Origin of the sequence: Clostridium autoethanogenum DSM 10061, assembly GCF_001484725.1 — a bacterium.
Taxonomy (GTDB): Bacteria; Bacillota; Clostridia; order Clostridiales; family Clostridiaceae; genus Clostridium_B; species Clostridium_B ljungdahlii.
Genome location: NZ_CP012395.1, coordinates 3,411,816 through 3,428,012, shown reverse-complemented (window position 1 = coordinate 3,428,012; position 16,197 = coordinate 3,411,816). Strand labels below are relative to the sequence as shown.

General features: G+C 30.7%; 17 protein-coding genes and 1 pseudogene. All 18 read right to left on the bottom strand.

Going from position 1 to position 16,197, the window contains the following annotated elements:
• Positions 1 to 53: 53 nt before the first annotated feature.
• The gene (locus CLAU_RS15485) at positions 54 to 962 is read right to left on the bottom strand and encodes an RluA family pseudouridine synthase (RefSeq protein WP_023163042.1); all 909 of its coding nucleotides are present in this window, start codon (positions 960 to 962) and stop codon (positions 54 to 56) included.
• Entirely contained in the window at positions 952 to 1,407 is a 456-nt protein-coding gene (gene lspA / locus CLAU_RS15480) for a signal peptidase II (protein ID WP_013237736.1), read from the bottom strand. Before lspA ends, CLAU_RS15485 begins: the two co-directional genes overlap by 11 nt.
• Before the next feature lie 31 nt (positions 1,408 to 1,438).
• Positions 1,439 to 2,131: a 5'-methylthioadenosine/adenosylhomocysteine nucleosidase gene (locus CLAU_RS15475; protein ID WP_023163041.1), complete on the bottom strand. Its 693-nt coding sequence runs from the start codon at positions 2,129 to 2,131 to the stop codon at positions 1,439 to 1,441.
• A gap of 125 nt (positions 2,132 to 2,256) precedes the next feature.
• Positions 2,257 to 2,940, bottom strand: a complete 684-nt coding sequence (locus CLAU_RS15470) for a DivIVA domain-containing protein (RefSeq protein WP_023163040.1) — start codon at positions 2,938 to 2,940, stop codon at positions 2,257 to 2,259.
• Positions 2,941 to 2,957: 17 nt separating this feature from the next.
• Positions 2,958 to 3,731 carry a YlmH family RNA-binding protein gene (locus CLAU_RS15465; protein WP_023163039.1) on the bottom strand — a complete coding sequence of 258 codons (774 nt, stop codon included), beginning with the start codon at positions 3,729 to 3,731 and terminating at the stop codon, positions 2,958 to 2,960.
• 36 nt (positions 3,732 to 3,767) lie between these two features.
• Complete coding sequence (locus CLAU_RS15460) at positions 3,768 to 4,034, bottom strand: YggT family protein (RefSeq protein ID WP_013237732.1); 267 nt, start codon at positions 4,032 to 4,034, stop codon at positions 3,768 to 3,770.
• Between the two features lie 32 nt (positions 4,035 to 4,066).
• Entirely contained in the window at positions 4,067 to 4,531 is a 465-nt protein-coding gene (locus CLAU_RS15455) for a cell division protein SepF (RefSeq protein ID WP_023163038.1), read from the bottom strand.
• Between the two features lie 12 nt (positions 4,532 to 4,543).
• Entirely contained in the window at positions 4,544 to 5,212 is a 669-nt protein-coding gene (locus CLAU_RS15450; protein WP_023163037.1) for a YggS family pyridoxal phosphate-dependent enzyme, read from the bottom strand.
• Between the two features lie 121 nt (positions 5,213 to 5,333).
• Positions 5,334 to 6,059 (bottom strand): DUF881 domain-containing protein, encoded by a 726-nt coding sequence (locus tag CLAU_RS15445; protein WP_023163036.1) that lies wholly within the window; start codon positions 6,057 to 6,059, stop codon positions 5,334 to 5,336.
• A gap of 10 nt (positions 6,060 to 6,069) precedes the next feature.
• Positions 6,070 to 6,411, bottom strand: coding sequence for a small basic family protein (locus CLAU_RS15440; protein ID WP_023163035.1), 342 nt, complete (start codon positions 6,409 to 6,411; stop codon positions 6,070 to 6,072).
• A gap of 17 nt (positions 6,412 to 6,428) precedes the next feature.
• The gene (locus CLAU_RS15435; RefSeq protein ID WP_023163034.1) at positions 6,429 to 7,142 is read right to left on the bottom strand and encodes a DUF881 domain-containing protein; all 714 of its coding nucleotides are present in this window, start codon (positions 7,140 to 7,142) and stop codon (positions 6,429 to 6,431) included.
• A gap of 14 nt (positions 7,143 to 7,156) precedes the next feature.
• Positions 7,157 to 7,927 (bottom strand): cell division protein FtsQ/DivIB, encoded by a 771-nt coding sequence (locus tag CLAU_RS15430; protein WP_023163033.1) that lies wholly within the window; start codon positions 7,925 to 7,927, stop codon positions 7,157 to 7,159.
• A gap of 407 nt (positions 7,928 to 8,334) precedes the next feature.
• Complete coding sequence (gene spoVE, locus CLAU_RS15425) at positions 8,335 to 9,447, bottom strand: stage V sporulation protein E (RefSeq protein ID WP_029170093.1); 1,113 nt, start codon at positions 9,445 to 9,447, stop codon at positions 8,335 to 8,337.
• 92 nt (positions 9,448 to 9,539) lie between these two features.
• A complete protein-coding gene (gene mraY, locus CLAU_RS15420; protein ID WP_029170094.1) occupies positions 9,540 to 10,493 on the bottom strand; it encodes a phospho-N-acetylmuramoyl-pentapeptide-transferase in 954 nt (317 codons plus the stop codon).
• A gap of 34 nt (positions 10,494 to 10,527) precedes the next feature.
• Positions 10,528 to 11,922 (bottom strand): UDP-N-acetylmuramoyl-tripeptide--D-alanyl-D-alanine ligase, encoded by a 1,395-nt coding sequence (locus CLAU_RS15415; RefSeq protein WP_013237723.1) that lies wholly within the window; start codon positions 11,920 to 11,922, stop codon positions 10,528 to 10,530.
• A gap of 352 nt (positions 11,923 to 12,274) precedes the next feature.
• Positions 12,275 to 13,723 (bottom strand): UDP-N-acetylmuramoyl-L-alanyl-D-glutamate--2,6-diaminopimelate ligase, encoded by a 1,449-nt coding sequence (locus CLAU_RS15410; RefSeq protein WP_013237722.1) that lies wholly within the window; start codon positions 13,721 to 13,723, stop codon positions 12,275 to 12,277.
• Between the two features lie 214 nt (positions 13,724 to 13,937).
• Positions 13,938 to 15,713 (bottom strand): annotated as a pseudogene (locus tag CLAU_RS15405) (stage V sporulation protein D); the annotation flags it as partial.
• A gap of 6 nt (positions 15,714 to 15,719) precedes the next feature.
• Positions 15,720 to 16,190, bottom strand: a complete 471-nt coding sequence (locus CLAU_RS15400; protein WP_013237720.1) for a hypothetical protein — start codon at positions 16,188 to 16,190, stop codon at positions 15,720 to 15,722.
• Positions 16,191 to 16,197: the final 7 nt, after the last annotated feature.

Sequence of the window (16,197 nt, the reverse complement as noted above, 5' to 3'; positions counted from 1 at the left end):
TGCTCTAAAAAGCAGTCTAAAATTATATAGACTGCTTTTTTAATTCATATTATCTAATTATCTAAAACCTTTATCACTTTTTTAAAATAATCTGGTATTTCTGTTTCAAATTCTATATACTTTCCTGTAGATGGATGAATAAAGCCAAGCTTTTCAGCATGGAGGAGCTGACCGCCTAGTTTAAACCTCTGCTTTTTATATCCATATACTGGATCTCCTACAAGAGGGTGCCCTATATATGCCATGTGTACCCTTATCTGATGTGTTCTTCCTGTTTCAAGTATACATTTTATCAAAGTATTATTTTTAAATCTTTTAATAACCTTATAATGGGTAATGGCCCTTTTTCCATTCACACAAACTGCCATCTTTATTTTATCTTTAGGATGTCTTGCAATAGGCTCATCTACAGTTCCCTCATCTAACTTTACGACTCCCTCTACTAAGGCTATGTATTCTCTAGTCATAGAATGATCCTTAAGCTGTTTCGCTAATTTATTATGAGAATTATCATTTTTAGCTACTACGAGTATTCCTGAAGTATCTTTGTCTATTCTATGTACTATACCCGGTCTTGTTACTCCATTTATACCAGATAAATCACGACAGTGATTTAAAAGAGCATTTACTAAAGTACCTTCATATACTCCTGGTGCAGGATGCACTATCATCCCTTGAGGCTTATTTACTACAATAACATCCTTATCTTCATATAATATATCAAGAGGTATATCTTCCGACTGTATATTTAAATTCACAGGGTCAGGTATAGTAATTTCTATATTATCCCCTGACTTAATCTTATAATTGGACTTTTTTGCTTTTCCATTTACTTCTACTAACTTATCTTCTATTACATTTTGAATATATGATCTTGATTTATCTTGGAAGCATTTAGACAGAAATACATCAAGTCTCATATTTTCTTCTTCACTACAAGCCAAAAATTTTTTACTTTCCATACTTTTCTTCCTTTAATAAATAGAATGCCAAAAGTGCAGTTCCTACTACCACCATCACATCTGCTATATTGAATACAGGAAAATAATAAATGTCTTTATAATGGACAGAAATAAAGTCAACTACATATTTATACACCATTCTATCCATCAAATTTCCCAAAGCTCCACTTATTATAAGTGAAAAACTTATTCTTATAAGCTTTTCACTAGGTTTATATTTTATAATATAAAATATCATTCCTCCAACTACAATTATTGTAATTATAGTTAAAAAGTAAAGCTTACCCTGTAAAATTCCAAAAGCAGCTCCCTTATTTTGCAAATACAGTAATGAAAACAAATCTTTTATTACTATTACCTGAGAAACTTTAGATAAAACTTCAATGGCCCATATTTTCGTAACCCTATCTATTAAAATTCCAAGTAATATTATAAATATTTCCACTATTTTCCTCCCAAAACGCAATGCATAAAAATTACAAGCTCATAATCATACTTTTAATTATTTGTGTAGAATTTTTTATGGCAATAGGTGCAAATTTTTTATAGTCCATGCTAGCACCATTGTTTGCATTATCTGATATAGATCTTATTATTACAAAAGGTATATTGTTCAAATAGGCTACCTGTGCAATACTTCCACCTTCCATTTCACAAGCCAGTGCTCCAAACTCCTTGTTCAAATATCTAACCTTTTCTGTACTTGAAATAAATTGATCTCCTGTAACTATTCTTCCTACAAAACTATTTATATTTCCTAATTTATTGCAGGCATCCTTAGCTTTTTCTACAAGTCTTCTATTACATTTAAAATCATATGTATCTAATCTAGGTATCTGTCCTACTTTATCTCCAAAAGCAGACGTATCCATATCATGCTGTACCAAATTATCTGCTATTACTATATCTCCTGGATATACATTTTCTCCTGCACCTCCTGCAATACCTACATTTATTATGTAATCTACATTAAAATCATCTGCAAGTATTTGGGCACATACTGCTGCATTTACCTTACCTATACCACTCCTTACTACAACTATATCTTTATTATAAAGTTTTCCTAAATTAAATTTCATATTAGCTTTTTCTTCAACTTTCTCCAGTTCTAATTCAGATAAAAGTATTTCTACTTCTTCATCCATAGCTCCTATAATTCCAATAACCATGTTTTTATATCCTCCTCATTTTTATTTCTATAATTACTAGCATATATTAAATCAACATTGATTGTCAAATATGCTTTGTTTACAGTGCATACTAAAAAACCACTCTACTTTTAGAGTGGCTTTTTCTATCCTTTAATAAAAAAATTTTTAATTTCTTCGAGTTCATCTTTATCTTGAAAAATTTCTTTTTCCGTATGATTTGAGTCATCTTTATTATCTTCATCAAATTCTTTGTTACTCTTTTCAACTAAAGAAACATCTTCTTTTTTTGGCTCTACTACTTCTATTTCCTTTTCCTTAACAGTAGTATCTTCCACTTCATTTTCATTTGATTCATACCCAATGTTATAGTTCTTTACAAAATCTTTTTCCATATCATCAAACATTTCCATTTGAGTTTTCATAAAGTTTCTAAACTTAGTTCTAAACTTAGAAAATTCCTGTTTTACATTTTGAAACTCATCTGTAATTTGAATAACATCACTATGGGCTTTATCTATTATCTTTTGTGCAGCATCATTTGCATTTTTTACTACAAATTGACTTTCCTTTTTAGCATTTTCTTTAGCCTGTTCAGAAGCATTTTGAGCTAATAAAAGTGTATCTTTTATAGTATTTTCCATTTTAGTATAATGACTTATCTTCTCATCCAAAGACTGCATTTTTTCCTTTAAAAGAGAATTTTCCTTATATATAGACTCATAATCTTCTGCTATTTTGTCTAAAAATTCATCTACTTCATCTATATTATAACCTCTAAGTCCTTTTTTAAATTCCTTATTTGTTATCTCTGCAGCAGTAATAAACATCACGAGCACCTCACAAATTAACTAAATTTTTTTATAAGAAGTTTGCATCGACCGCTTCCCGTCCAACCCGTTTCTCCCACAATTTTAAACTTTCCACAGCCTCTTACAGTTATTATACAATTATCTTCTATAGATTTATCTTTTCTTGTTTCTGGTAAATAATCCAAAAGGACTTTACCTCTCTTAATCATTTCTTGAGATTTATTTCTTGATACATTGCATAGAGAACTAACTAAACAATCAATTCTCAAGGAAGAAACATTTAAAACAGAAGTTTTAAAATTATATAGGGGAATTTCCGCAGAACTAATATCTAAAACATTTGCTTTGCAGCTGCTCTTTCCTACGCTATTTAAATTCATCTCTATGTAATCACTTATATCTTCACAAACAGCTAAATAACATTGCTTATCTTCCTTTAGTATTAAATCTCCAAATTTCTCTCTTTTAAGTCCAAGAGCCATAAGCGCCCCTAGATAATCCTTGTGTTGTAATTTAACAAATTTAGACTTACATTTTATTTCCATCAATTTTATTGGATAATTCCTTATATCAAACTTTGAAAATGCTATAAGTTTTCTTTCTGCATCTTCAAATATGCCACAGCTGCATATATTTAAGCCAATTTCTTCCTTTAGATCTTCTAAAGTATTCCATACATTGGGAGTATAAAATGTTGAGGTATATACCGTATTATTAGTTTTTTTTGCTAAACTTATTTTATCATATATAGGTAAGATTTCACTTTCATCGCAAAAATGAAATCTCTTTATAAAACTTTTTTTATCCATAATTATCCCTTAATTTGCTATGCATTATTTCATATACTAGAGTATCGAAAATACAATTCCTCTTAATATATCTATTATAAAAAAGGCCACTATAGGTGAAAAATCTATCATTAACCCCGGCATAAGTTTTTCCTGAATTTTTCTTCCAGGTATCATGAGGGGTTCCGTAAATATATGTAAAAAATCCACAAATGCGTTACTTCTCCCCTGCATAACCCAAGATAGAATTACATCCAATATTATAGCACCTTCAAGAAATCTAAACAGTAATGATATTGCAACAGCTAAAGTACTACTTATCATTTTTGCCTCCAATTATTTATCAGTAAATATACTTACTTCCATCCAAATATTCCTTTTCCAGATAACTCATTTTTTAAATCACTGTTTACTTCTACACTAGATGGTGAAAGTATGTATATTCCTTTTTCTATTTCTTCCAAATTTCCTCCTAATGCATAGCTTGCACCGCCCATAAAATCAAGTAACCTTTGAGCTATTCTAATCTCAAGTCCTGTAGTGTTTATAACTATTATTTTTCTATTTTTAAGTTCATCACATATATCAGCTGCTTCCTCATAAGTAGTTGGCTTAACTATTCTTACCTTAGCTGCTATTGTAGTATGTATGCTTACAACTTTATTTTGTCTTTTACTATTTACAATAGGGTCTACCTCTGCAAAATCATTTACGATTTTTTGATTTTCTCCTTTCTTTGTTTCTTCTTCCTCTATATCTTCCTCCAAGTCATCTTCCAATCCTAAAAATCCCATCATTTTGTTTATCATTTTACCTGCCATAAAAAATACCTCCTATTTATTATTGTAATTTCTCTTTCCAAATATACCTTCGCCAATTCTCACCAGTGTTGCTCCTTCTTTAATTGCTATTTTATAATCATGAGTCATTCCCATAGATAGTATATTCATACTTATATTATTAAACTTTCTTTTCTTCAAGCCATCAAAAATACTTTTTAGCTTTCGAAAATAGTTTTTACAACTTTCTTCATCCCCTTTAGGAATTACAGCCATAAGACCTTTTACTTTTACATTGGTACAATTCTCACAGGCATTTATTAAATCTTCCAATTCCTCTAGAGGTAAACCTGTCTTACTTTCTTCCAACCCTATATTTATTTGTATCAAAGTATTTGCAATTAACTTTTGATCTTTATAATGTTTTTCTAATTCATTAAGAAGTCTTATACTGTCCAAAGAATGGATAAGATAAACCTTACCAACTATATATTTTACCTTGTTTCTTTGAAGATGACCTATTAAATGCCACCTTATATCCTGTGGAAGGTTTGGTATTTTATTTGTGAGCTCCTGTACTTTGTTTTCTCCAAAATCTCTAATACCTGCATCATAAGCTTTTTGTATATCTTCAATAGGCTTAGTTTTTGAAACTGCCACTAAGGTTACATTTTTATCCTTTAACTCTTCCTCTATCCTACTCAAGTTTTGTTCAATTGACAATATTACCGTCTCCTTTATTTAAGCACAAACATATACAATTATTAGTATTCTTCATAGACATCAAAATTCCTGCAAAAATTAATTATTTTTTTAATTATTTTCAACAAATTTATAAAATAATCTACTCTATCTCTTTCATAAATTCTGTTTTATACTCTCCCTTATAGGCAGGTATTTTTATATTATCTGATTTTTGTACCTCTACCACAATCTTTCTAGTTAGCATTATTTTTAAGTAATTTTCATTTGACATCATATAAGTATAAAGTACTTCCTTATTTCCTATAGCATTAATTAAAAAAGGAGAAGCTATTTTTACTCCATTTACTCTTAGAAATGGACCACTGCAATAAATTTCGGAAACCCCTACTATTCTGTGACCATTTATAGAAATTGCCTCAGATCCTGCATTTTTCAAATCATTGATAACCTGTATAATATCTGTATTATGTACAAGCTTCATCTGATACTGAAAACTATCAAGTCCATCATTCATAGGTGCATCATTCAAATATATATTTATTCCTTGACCTTTTACAGCTACTTTCCCAAGCACCATATTGTTTTGATTTAATTCTTGATTTATTCCAGCTACAACTTGAGCCTCATTCTTCTCACTGCTTCTATATTTTTTTAGCTTGTTATAGGTATCATTATATTGTTTTAATAATCCAGATATCTCACTGTGAAGCTGATTTTTATAATTATATGCATCTTGATACTGTTTTGAATTTAAAAACACTCTCTTATTAGTCTTACCTTTTGTAAAGCTTATATTGGTGGATATTAATATACCTATTATTATAGAAGCTATAAAAACAAAAGTATTAGCTTCACTACTCTTCATTTATTTCACCTCATTGATGTGATTTAGCTTTTTCAATTAATACTCTTCTTATTATTGCAAAATTATTAAATATCCTTCCTCCAAAAACTATAACCACTGCCAAATATATAGGTACTCCAAGCTTATCCCCTAAATAAGCAAATGCTGCAGCAAGTACTGCATTTCCAAAAAATCCAGATATAAAAATATCTGTTTTAAAGTTTTTAGACAAGTTAGCTCTTATAGCTCCAAACACCGAGTCAAGACAAGCTAAGATAGCCACAGACATATAAGGTGAAAATTTATCTGGAATATTCACATTCCAAACTACACCTATAATTATTCCCAATATAAGTCCAACAAATCCTATCATTTTTTACCACCTCTAATTTATTCCTTCACAGGCTCTGCATACTCAAATTTATATGGTTTGTTATATTTCTTTATAGTTATACTATCAGATTTTTCAAACTTAACATCACATATAGTCTTTAAATCTGAAAATACTTCTGGAAAACTCATGGCACTATATAGCAAACTTTTGTCTCCTATAGCTTGTATAACTATTCTTTTTGATGGTGATATTTTTTCATCATTTATAAGTATATAATTTCCTGCTGTCCTTATACCCGTTCTTGAAACAATCCTTATATCATTTATAGATATAGCTTCAGCACCTGCAAATCTCAATTCGTTTACGAGATACACTAAATCTTTATCAGTTATGTGATTATTAACACTATTTCCAAATAGATTGCCGTTAGGATTAAGATATATAGTGACACCTTGTCCCTTTACATCTACCTCTCCTGTAAGTATTCTAGAACTTTCTAATTCATCCAGAAGGTGTTTTGTAGAATCACTTTTGCTTGCTGCAGCATCTTCATAGCCCTTTACTTTATTTTGAAGATCATTTACTTTTGCTTCTAATGCAGCTTTTTCCTTTTTATACTGCTCTATTTCCACAGTAACATCAGAACTATTTTGATTATTCAAATTTAATGTATTATCCTGTTTCATAAGTACTCTAAATTGGTAGGTAAGCATGAATCCAAGTATACAGCACACCAAAGCAACACTAATTTGTGAAGCAACTTTACGCATTTTATTTTATCCTCCTAATTTTCAATGTGAAATACAGGATTTCCATCAAATCTTACGTCTATGTATCCCCTTGCACTGCCCAATTTTTCATTTAACATTATGTTTAAAGCCCTGTTTACCTTTTTACCTAAATTATCTCCTTGTCCCAATTCCACACACATATCTTTAAAGTAAACTTTAATGTCCACAGAATTACTTACATCCATATAAGTAATTTCAAAAGGTAATTTATTATTTTGAATTATACTTCCTAGGCTAGTTACAGCCTTAATTTTATCATTATCTTTATTTAAAATACATTCTCCCAATTTAACTTTACTACAATCAATTCCATTTAACTTAACTAACTTCATGTTGTTTATGTTGTCTCTCCTTTGAAGTAAAACTCCATTTTTATCTATAATGAAATATTTTTTGCTGCTTTCTATATAAAAGGTCGCTTCTCTTTCCTTTACATTAATATTAATGGTTCCAGGAAGCTTTCTGCCTATATCAACATCTTCTATATACGGATTTTTTAATATATTTTCTGATGCATCTCTTAGATTAATATAAAAGATATTATTTCCACCATATACTTTTGAATCCTCAATAATGCTATTACTTGAAATACTTTTATTTCCATACACTTTAATATACTTTATATTAAAATACGGCAATTTTAAGCAGAGTGTAAAAAATAATGCTATTAAAAATACCATAAGCATAAGAACTCGTTTTACTTTTACCTTTTTTCGTCTTTTTAAAATCAATTCATTATCTGTTTTCGTAATAATATGACTCATTTCCTATCCTTTCACTTATAATATAAACAGAGTTCTTGGCACTAGAGGAAAGTTTTGACTCTACCTGATGCTTATTAACAGGATTCTTAGTGCTTTAGCACTTAGAAGGCGTTATCCTTTAGGGTGAATCGTTATCCAGGGACGTAGCTGCTCTTTGCTCCCACTTGGAGAAGAAGTGGGAGCATTAGAGCAGGTAGTCATCGGATAAAATAACATAAGATACATATATATTAACACTTAATAACAGTAATTTCATTAAAATAACCCTTAAATTTATATTAAATATTTACATACTCTATTTCATTAAAATTGCCAAAGTTCAAAGTTCAAATATCAAATAAGGATAATTTTCTTTCTAAGTTCTTAAAAGTCCACAATAGCATTACAAAAAATTTGCAATGCTATTCTTAACCACTTTCTGTTTGCCTTGATATGTTCAAAAGTATTCCAACTGCTATCATATTGATTGTGAGGGCCGAACCTCCATAACTTATAAAAGGTAATGGTACTCCTGTTACAGGCATGGCACCAGTTACAACTGCAATATTTATTATTGCCTGAACTGCAATAACCGAAGTTATTCCAGTAGCTAAAATAGTTCCATAAGTATCCTTTGCCCTTATAGCAATAACAATTCCTCTCCACACAAAAACTATAAATAATATAACAATTACAGTACATCCTATAAGTCCTAATTCTTCTCCTATAATAGAAAATATAAAATCATTGTGAGGTTCTGGTATGTAATAACACTTTTGCCTTGATCTACCGAGTCCCATTCCCCATATTCCTCCTGATCCCATTGCTAAAAGAGATTGAATCAATTGATATCCCTTTCCTTTAGGATCAGACCAAGGATTTAGAAAGCTTGTAAATCTAGCCATCCTATAAGGTTCAAATATTATACCTGCTATTCCTCCAAGGACTACAAGTCCAACTACGCCAAGTACATGGGTTATTTTAGCTCCCGATACATATAAAATTATGAGGGTAACTATCATTATTACAGCTGCTATACTTAAATTCTTTTCTGCAAATACAAGTCCTGCATAAAATGCAGAAACCAAAAGATATGGAAGCACACCATACAGCATGGTTTCTATCTTTCTTCCCCCTTTAAGCTCTATACTTTTTGCCATATATAAAACTACAATGTATTTTGCTATTTCAGAAGGTTGAAATCCAACAGAACCTAATGTTATCCATCTTTGTGCACCTTTTCTAGATTCAAAGGCAAAAACTGCAAGTAAAAATATTACAGATACTATCATAAGTAATTTAGTATACTTCTTTATTCTCTTATAATCAAATTTTACTGTAAAAAACATAAGGAATGTTCCAATTATTGCCCATAACCCCTGCCTTTTTAAATAAAACATGCTATCTCTTGTACTTTTATCAAAAAATGCTTTGTAAGAACTGGCACTATAGACCATGACAACTCCAATAGCTACCAATAACATTATAGTTGCAAAGAGCAAAAAGTCTATAGAGCCCATTTTAGTATTTGGTTTACTAATTCTCATAAAAATCCTCCTAGATTATTACTATATGAGGCTGACAAAAGCATTTAAAAATTACTATATTTAAAGATAACCTTCTTCTTTTCATTTTACAAAGATAGAAATCCTAACAGACATAATATTACTGTAATTATACAAAATATAGAAACTACTTTAGTCTCATGCCAACCTGAAAGTTCAAAGTGGTGATGGATTGGAGCCATTTTAAATATCCTCTTTCCTGTAAGTTTAAAGGAAGCCACTTGAAGTATAACAGATGCTGCCTCTATTACGTATATTCCTCCAATTATTGGAACAAGCAGTGGGAGTTTTAATATCATTGCAACTGCCCCTACTGCACCTCCCAGTGCCAGAGATCCTGTATCTCCCATAAATATTTGAGCTGGAAAAGCATTGTATTTCAAAAATCCTAAAAGTGCTCCGGCAAGAACTGCACAGAAAATAGCCAAAGTAATATGCCCCATGGCAAAACTTACAAGAGCTAAAAAAGTCATTACTAAAAGTGTAACTGACGTTGCCAATCCATCAAGTCCATCTGTTAAATTCACTGCATTTGTCGTGGCTGCAAAATATATTATTATACATGGAATATAAAATACTCCTAAATTCCAACTTCTATGTGCAAAAGGAACTATTATAGATGTCCCTATATATGGATTATTGGCAGAATAGTAGGCAAATATTCCAGATACAATTAATAATAATATCATTTTTTGATAAGCTCTTAGTCCCAAATTTTGCTTTCTCAATATCTTTAAGATATCATCAATAGCACCTATTACTCCAAAAGCCACAAAAGCATAAAGGGCTATCATAGCCTCATCTGATGGTTTTTTTACTATAATTGCCATAGTTATAAAAGTTGCTAGTATAAATAGTACTCCTCCCATAGTTGGAGTACCTGCTTTTTTCAAATGACTCTTTGGGCCATCCTCTCTTATATTCTGGCCAAATTTAAATTTATGAAGAAGAGGGATCAAAATAGGTCCTTCTAAAATAGCTATAAAAAATGCAATTAGTACAGAATAAATTAATCTATACATGTCATATTGCCCTAAGCTAAAGGGCATTCACCTCCTAATTATTGCTGTTCTTCTTTAGTTCTTCTGCTATAGTTTCAAATTTCATTACTCTAGAAGCTTTTATAAGCACTGTGTCTCCCTCTACAATGCACTTCTTTAAAAGAAACTCCAAAGTTTCTGCATAGGTATCAAAACTAATACACTTTCCATTTTTATTTGTGACCTGGAATCCCCTTTTAAAATCTTCTGCATATTCTCCAAGAGCTATCAATATATCTATGCCATTTTCTCCTGCATACTTTCCTACTTCCTCATGCATCCTGCAGGATTCATCTCCCAATTCCCCCATGGTACCTAATACAGCTACTCTCCTTTTTGATTTAAAATTTTTCAAAACATCAATAGCTGCTTTCATTGACTCAGGATTGGCATTATAACTATCATTAATTACATTGAACTTTTTTCCTTTACATATCTCCATTCTCATTGCAGTAGTCTCTATATTTTTTAAGCCTTCTCTTATTTCTCCATAAGTCATATTTAAAATTCTCCCACAAGCAACTGCAAGTAGAGAATTCAATACATTGTACTTTCCAGGTACATTTACCTTAAACCTCTCTTCCATCTTAACATTGTTTTCACATATGTTAAAACTTATAAAATCTTCTTTTACCTCTATATCATAAGCCGATATATCTGAATTTTCTTCTAATCCAACTCTTCTTATGTTAAATCTATCTTCTTTTAAATTGCTTAACATATCATTATCTGAATTTATTACTAAAGTATTATCCTTTGAAAAAAAATCTGTTATTTCAAGTTTTGCTGCAAGTATGTTTTCTCTTGTTCCTAAATTTCCTATATGTGCCCTAAGTACATTGGTTATTACTGCAATATCTGGTCTAGCAGCTTTAGCCATACTATGTATTTCTCCTCTATTATTCATTCCCATTTCAAGCACTGCCACATCATAACTATTATTCAATCTAAATATCATATGTGGAAGTCCTATCTGATTGTTAAGATTGCCTTCTGTTTTAAACACTTTGAACTTAGCACTTAATACAGATGTTATTAAATCCTTTGTTGTTGTTTTACCTGCAGAACCTGTAATTCCTATTACTTTTACACTAAGTTTACTTTTATAGAATTCTGCTAAATCAAGCAGTGCTTGATTTCCATCCTTAACTTGAATTACACTAGTACACTCATTTATTTCACTTTTTTTAAAATATACTTCATCCACAATACATATAGAAGCACCTTTATCACTTGCAACTGCAGCATATTTATTTCCATTAAATCTTTCTCCTTTAAGGGCAATAAATATATCTTTTTCTTCAATTTTTCTAGTATCCGTACTTACATTTCTATATCCACTATATTTCCCAGAAATTATTACTTGTCCAGATACAGCATTTACTATTTCGTCAAAACTCATGTATTCCAAATTTTTATTCTCCCCTCTTTTAGGCAATTATCTTAAAGTTAAAAGTTCAAATATCAGAGTTCAAATAAATGATAACTTTTTAAAGTCTTAGAATATTTTAGCCTAATACTTTCTTATACTAGAAAGTACTTCATCATTATCTGATATTTGTTCTTTGCTATCTGTTATTTATTTTTCAAACTCTATAGGCTTTCTAATTGAAATTTGAACTTATACATAACATATAATAACAAAATTGAAGGCACTTTTAAAAACTTTAGACTTATTAAAGTTTTTAAGGTGATGCAATTTGTCATTATATGCTCTAGTATAAGTTAACTTTCAAACTAGAAACTCTATAATTGTGAATTGGTCACTGTGCATTGTCTAAAATTTCAGCTATTATCTCTCTTTCATCAAAATGTATGGTCTTATCTTTTAATATCTGATAATCTTCATGCCCCTTTCCTGCAACCACAATTACATCACCTTTTTGTGCCATATGTATAGCTTCCTTTATAGCTTCTTTCCTATTTTCAACTACCTTGTAATCATCTTTTTCAACACCATTTACTATTTCATCAATTATTGCCCTAGGCTCTTCTCCTCTTGGATTATCTGAAGTTATAACTGCAAAATCAGATAACTCTGTACCTATCTTACCCATTATAGGCCTTTTAGTATTATCCCTGTCTCCCCCACATCCAAAGACAGCTATAAGTCTTCCTGTAGTAAATTCTCTAGCAGTTTTTAATATGTTCTCCAACCCATCTGGAGTATGGGCATAGTCTACTATAACTTCATATCCAAGGTTATACCCTTTAGTAACTATTTCACATCTTCCAGGTACAGCATTCATAGATTCAAGTCCCTTTTTCACAACTTCTAAACTTATACCTTCGCAAAGACATGCCCCTATACTTCCAAGAGCATTCATCACATTATATTTACCTGGTATATTTAAATTTATATGCGCTGTCTGCCCCCTATATGTTATATTAAAATTAGCTCCTCTGGAATGTATATTTAAATCATTAGCTTTTAAATCAGCTTCCTTATTTATAGCATAGGTTATCTTGGTTCCTAATGCATCTTCATATACTTTATCTCCATATTTGTCGTCTATATTTATAACAGAATTAATAGTATTTTTAAATAATATTAATTTAGCCTTATAATAATTTTCAAAGGTCTTGTGAAAATCTAAGTGATCCCTCGTTAGATTTGTAAATATTGCCTCTGAAAATCTCACTCCGTATGCTCTATCTAAGTACAGTGAATGAGAAGATACTTCCATAACACAATACTGAACTCCTTCATCCACCATCTGTTTAAATAACTTCTGAAGTTCTAAAGATTCAGGAGTAGTCCTATGAGAAGGTATTTTCTTTTCTCCTATATAATTTGCTATAGTACCTACAAGTCCTACTTTATAACCTGCTGTTTCTAGTATGGATTTCATCATAAATGTAGATGTAGTTTTACCGTTAGTTCCCGTTATTCCTATTATTTTCATCTTTTTAGAAGGATTATCATAGTAATTTGATGAAATAATAGCAAGTGCTTTTCTTGTATCCTTTACCTTTATCACAGTACAATCGGGTACATTTTCTACTTCTTCGCTTATTACAATGGCTGCTGCACCATTTTTATAAGCCTTATCTATGTATTTATGTCCATCCGTAACATACCCCTTTATACATACAAAAACATCTCCAGATTTGACTTCTCTAGAATCATATTGAATTTCTCCTATATTTAAATCATCATTTCCCTTAACAACTTCATATGTAAGTCCGTTCATCACTTTCTTCAATTTCATGGTATACACTCCCTAAATTTAAAATTATCCGATATGTGCATAATCTACACATAGCATTGGCATGCAGACTTAACAAATAATAGTACTGCATGCCTTAAAGTAATTTCTATCAAATCTTTCACTATTTTATTATAATTTTCTAATCACTTCATGTAAAGAACAAGTTAATTATTTTTATTAATGAATCCATGAGATAAATATTTTAAGGTGATGTATCTCCTTTCACTGCAAGATAATTAAGTACATCTTCAAAAACCTGCTTTGCTGTAGGTACCGCAGTTTGACTTGCATAATAAGTGGATGGATCTGGTTCATCTATAGAAATTAACATTGTTATTTTAGGGTCATTCGAAGGTGCCATACCTGCAAATGAAGAAACATATTTTCCTGTCTGATATCCTCCAACTCCAGCTTTCTGGGCTGTACCTGTTTTTCCTGCTATGTGATAACCTTCTATAAAAGTGCCTTTTCCACTACCTTCCGTAACTACCCTTTCTAGGTATGATCTAAGCTTTGCAGTTTTACTACTATCCAAAAGTTTTTTACTATTACCAGCCAGGTCATATTTTTTATCTATAACTTCTTTGCTGCTATTTTCATCATAATGTTCTATTTCTTTCATAACATGAGGAGTAATTAAAGTTCCTCCATTTGCCACTGCATTAAAAGCTCTAAGATACTGAACTGCTGACAATGTATCTGTCTGTCCAAAAGCAATAGTTGCCAAATCCACATCGCTTATATTTTCCGTCTTTTTAACTATTCCTTTAGCTTCTCCTGGTAAATCTACTCCAGTTTTTTGACCAAATCCAAATTTGTGTATGTAATCATTTAATTTTTCTTTTCCTATTTTTTTACCAAGTTCTGCAAAACCTATATTACAGGAATTTTTAATTATGTCTGGAAAGCCTTGTACACCATGTCCAGCAGATACCCAGCAATGTATAACTCTATTGCCTATACTTATACTTCCATTACATGTAAATTTATCACTATCACTAACTGAATTTGTTTCAAGCGCAGTTTGTGCAGTTATAACTTTAAATATGGAACCTGGTTCAAAAGTATCGCTTACTGCTCTATTTCTCCATAAATTTTGAAGTTCTGAGTAAGATTTATTATCTACCCAAGGAGAATTTGGGTTGTAATCAGGTTTATTTGCCATAGCCAGTATTTCTCCATTTTTAGGATTCATAATTGTTATAGAAACTGCTTTTGCATTATAATCTTTTAGTGCCTGCTCTGCAGATTTTTCTGCAAAATGTTGTATCATTTCATCTATGGTAAGTACTATATCCTTTCCATCTACAGGTTTTGTAAATTCTGAAATAGTATATGGAAGTTCTTTACTCTTTCTATCTAATTCTGCAATTCTACGACCTGGAGTGCCTGATAAATCCTTATTATAATAAAGTTCCACTCCTGTAAGTCCAAATCCATCTGAATTAGTATGTCCAATTACCTGTGCTAAAAAATTGTTATTTGGATAATATCTCTTAGTATCTGCCGATACAAGTACTCCATTTAAATTCAAATTTCTAACTTTATCCGCTTCGGCCTTTTCCACTCTTCTTTTGAGATTAGCAGATGCAATAGGAAGGCCTCCTGGAAGAGTTTTTTTCATTATTTTTGACACTTCTTTCTTGTCCATAGAAAGAGCTTCTGCTAACTCTCCTGATATTTTATCTTCCGATATCTTCTTCTCCTCCATAGTGTCTCTTAACGTATTCATATCCAAATCAATTCTGTACACATTAGCACTTACTGCTAATTCATTTCCACTTCTATCTAAAATTCTTCCTCTTTTCGCATCAATTTTGACATCACTTGTCCATTGAGCTATTGCCATGGATTTAAGCTGTGGTGATCTGTATATCATTACATAACACATTCTCCCTACTAGTAAAAAGAAAACCATAAATAGAAAACTAAAAATAATTACCATTCTCTTTCTGATAATTACTCTATCTCTGTATTCCCTTTTAGCCAAAATTATTTACCTCCATATCAATTGCTTCAACTCATTTAATATCCCCCTGTGCATTTCTGATTCATCTGAATTTTCTTCTACTTTAATAACTTTCTTATCTAAATTTGTATATACTGCATTTCCTTTATCTGGTACTTTCATCTGTAATTTATTTATTGCATTATCCTCTATGTATCCCAAATTATTGTATTTTACAAGTTCTACCCTCAAGTTTTCATTTTGTTTGTTAATTTCGCTTATATCATTTTCTATAGAATTTAGCTCCGTCTGTGAATTGTATATTGCACAATATCTATAGACCAGAATAACACCTACAATAAAAACCACACATATGTTTCTAATTACTTTTAGTTTCTTTTTTACCTTTAACGCCCTATTTGGATCCTTAGTTTTAATCTTTTTTTCTTCTGTCTCTTTGTAAGGCTTGTACTCTGGCTGCAGGACAGTATTTCCATTTACCATACTCTCTTTGTTCATTAATATC

Coding starts and splice junctions, on each gene's coding strand:
- CLAU_RS15440 (WP_023163035.1), bottom strand. CDS start 6,411: ATGATAGGATTTGTTGGACTTATATTGGGAATAATTATAGGTGTAGTT.
- CLAU_RS15410 (WP_013237722.1), bottom strand. CDS start 13,723: ATGAAATTGAAGAAAGTGATGAACGGACTTACATATGAAGTTGTTAAG.
- CLAU_RS15455 (WP_023163038.1), bottom strand. CDS start 4,531: ATGGCAGGTAAAATGATAAACAAAATGATGGGATTTTTAGGATTGGAA.
- CLAU_RS15460 (WP_013237732.1), bottom strand. CDS start 4,034: ATGATAAGTAGTACTTTAGCTGTTGCAATATCATTACTGTTTAGATTT.
- CLAU_RS15435 (WP_023163034.1), bottom strand. CDS start 7,142: ATGCGTAAAGTTGCTTCACAAATTAGTGTTGCTTTGGTGTGCTGTATA.
- CLAU_RS15475 (WP_023163041.1), bottom strand. CDS start 2,131: ATGGTTATTGGAATTATAGGAGCTATGGATGAAGAAGTAGAAATACTT.
- CLAU_RS15445 (WP_023163036.1), bottom strand. CDS start 6,059: ATGAAGAGTAGTGAAGCTAATACTTTTGTTTTTATAGCTTCTATAATA.
- CLAU_RS15470 (WP_023163040.1), bottom strand. CDS start 2,940: ATGTTTATTACTGCTGCAGAGATAACAAATAAGGAATTTAAAAAAGGA.
- CLAU_RS15485 (WP_023163042.1), bottom strand. CDS start 962: ATGGAAAGTAAAAAATTTTTGGCTTGTAGTGAAGAAGAAAATATGAGA.
- CLAU_RS15465 (WP_023163039.1), bottom strand. CDS start 3,731: ATGGATAAAAAAAGTTTTATAAAGAGATTTCATTTTTGCGATGAAAGT.
- CLAU_RS15430 (WP_023163033.1), bottom strand. CDS start 7,927: ATGAGTCATATTATTACGAAAACAGATAATGAATTGATTTTAAAAAGA.
- mraY (WP_029170094.1), bottom strand. CDS start 10,493: ATGTATAGATTAATTTATTCTGTACTAATTGCATTTTTTATAGCTATT.
- CLAU_RS15400 (WP_013237720.1), bottom strand. CDS start 16,190: ATGAACAAAGAGAGTATGGTAAATGGAAATACTGTCCTGCAGCCAGAG.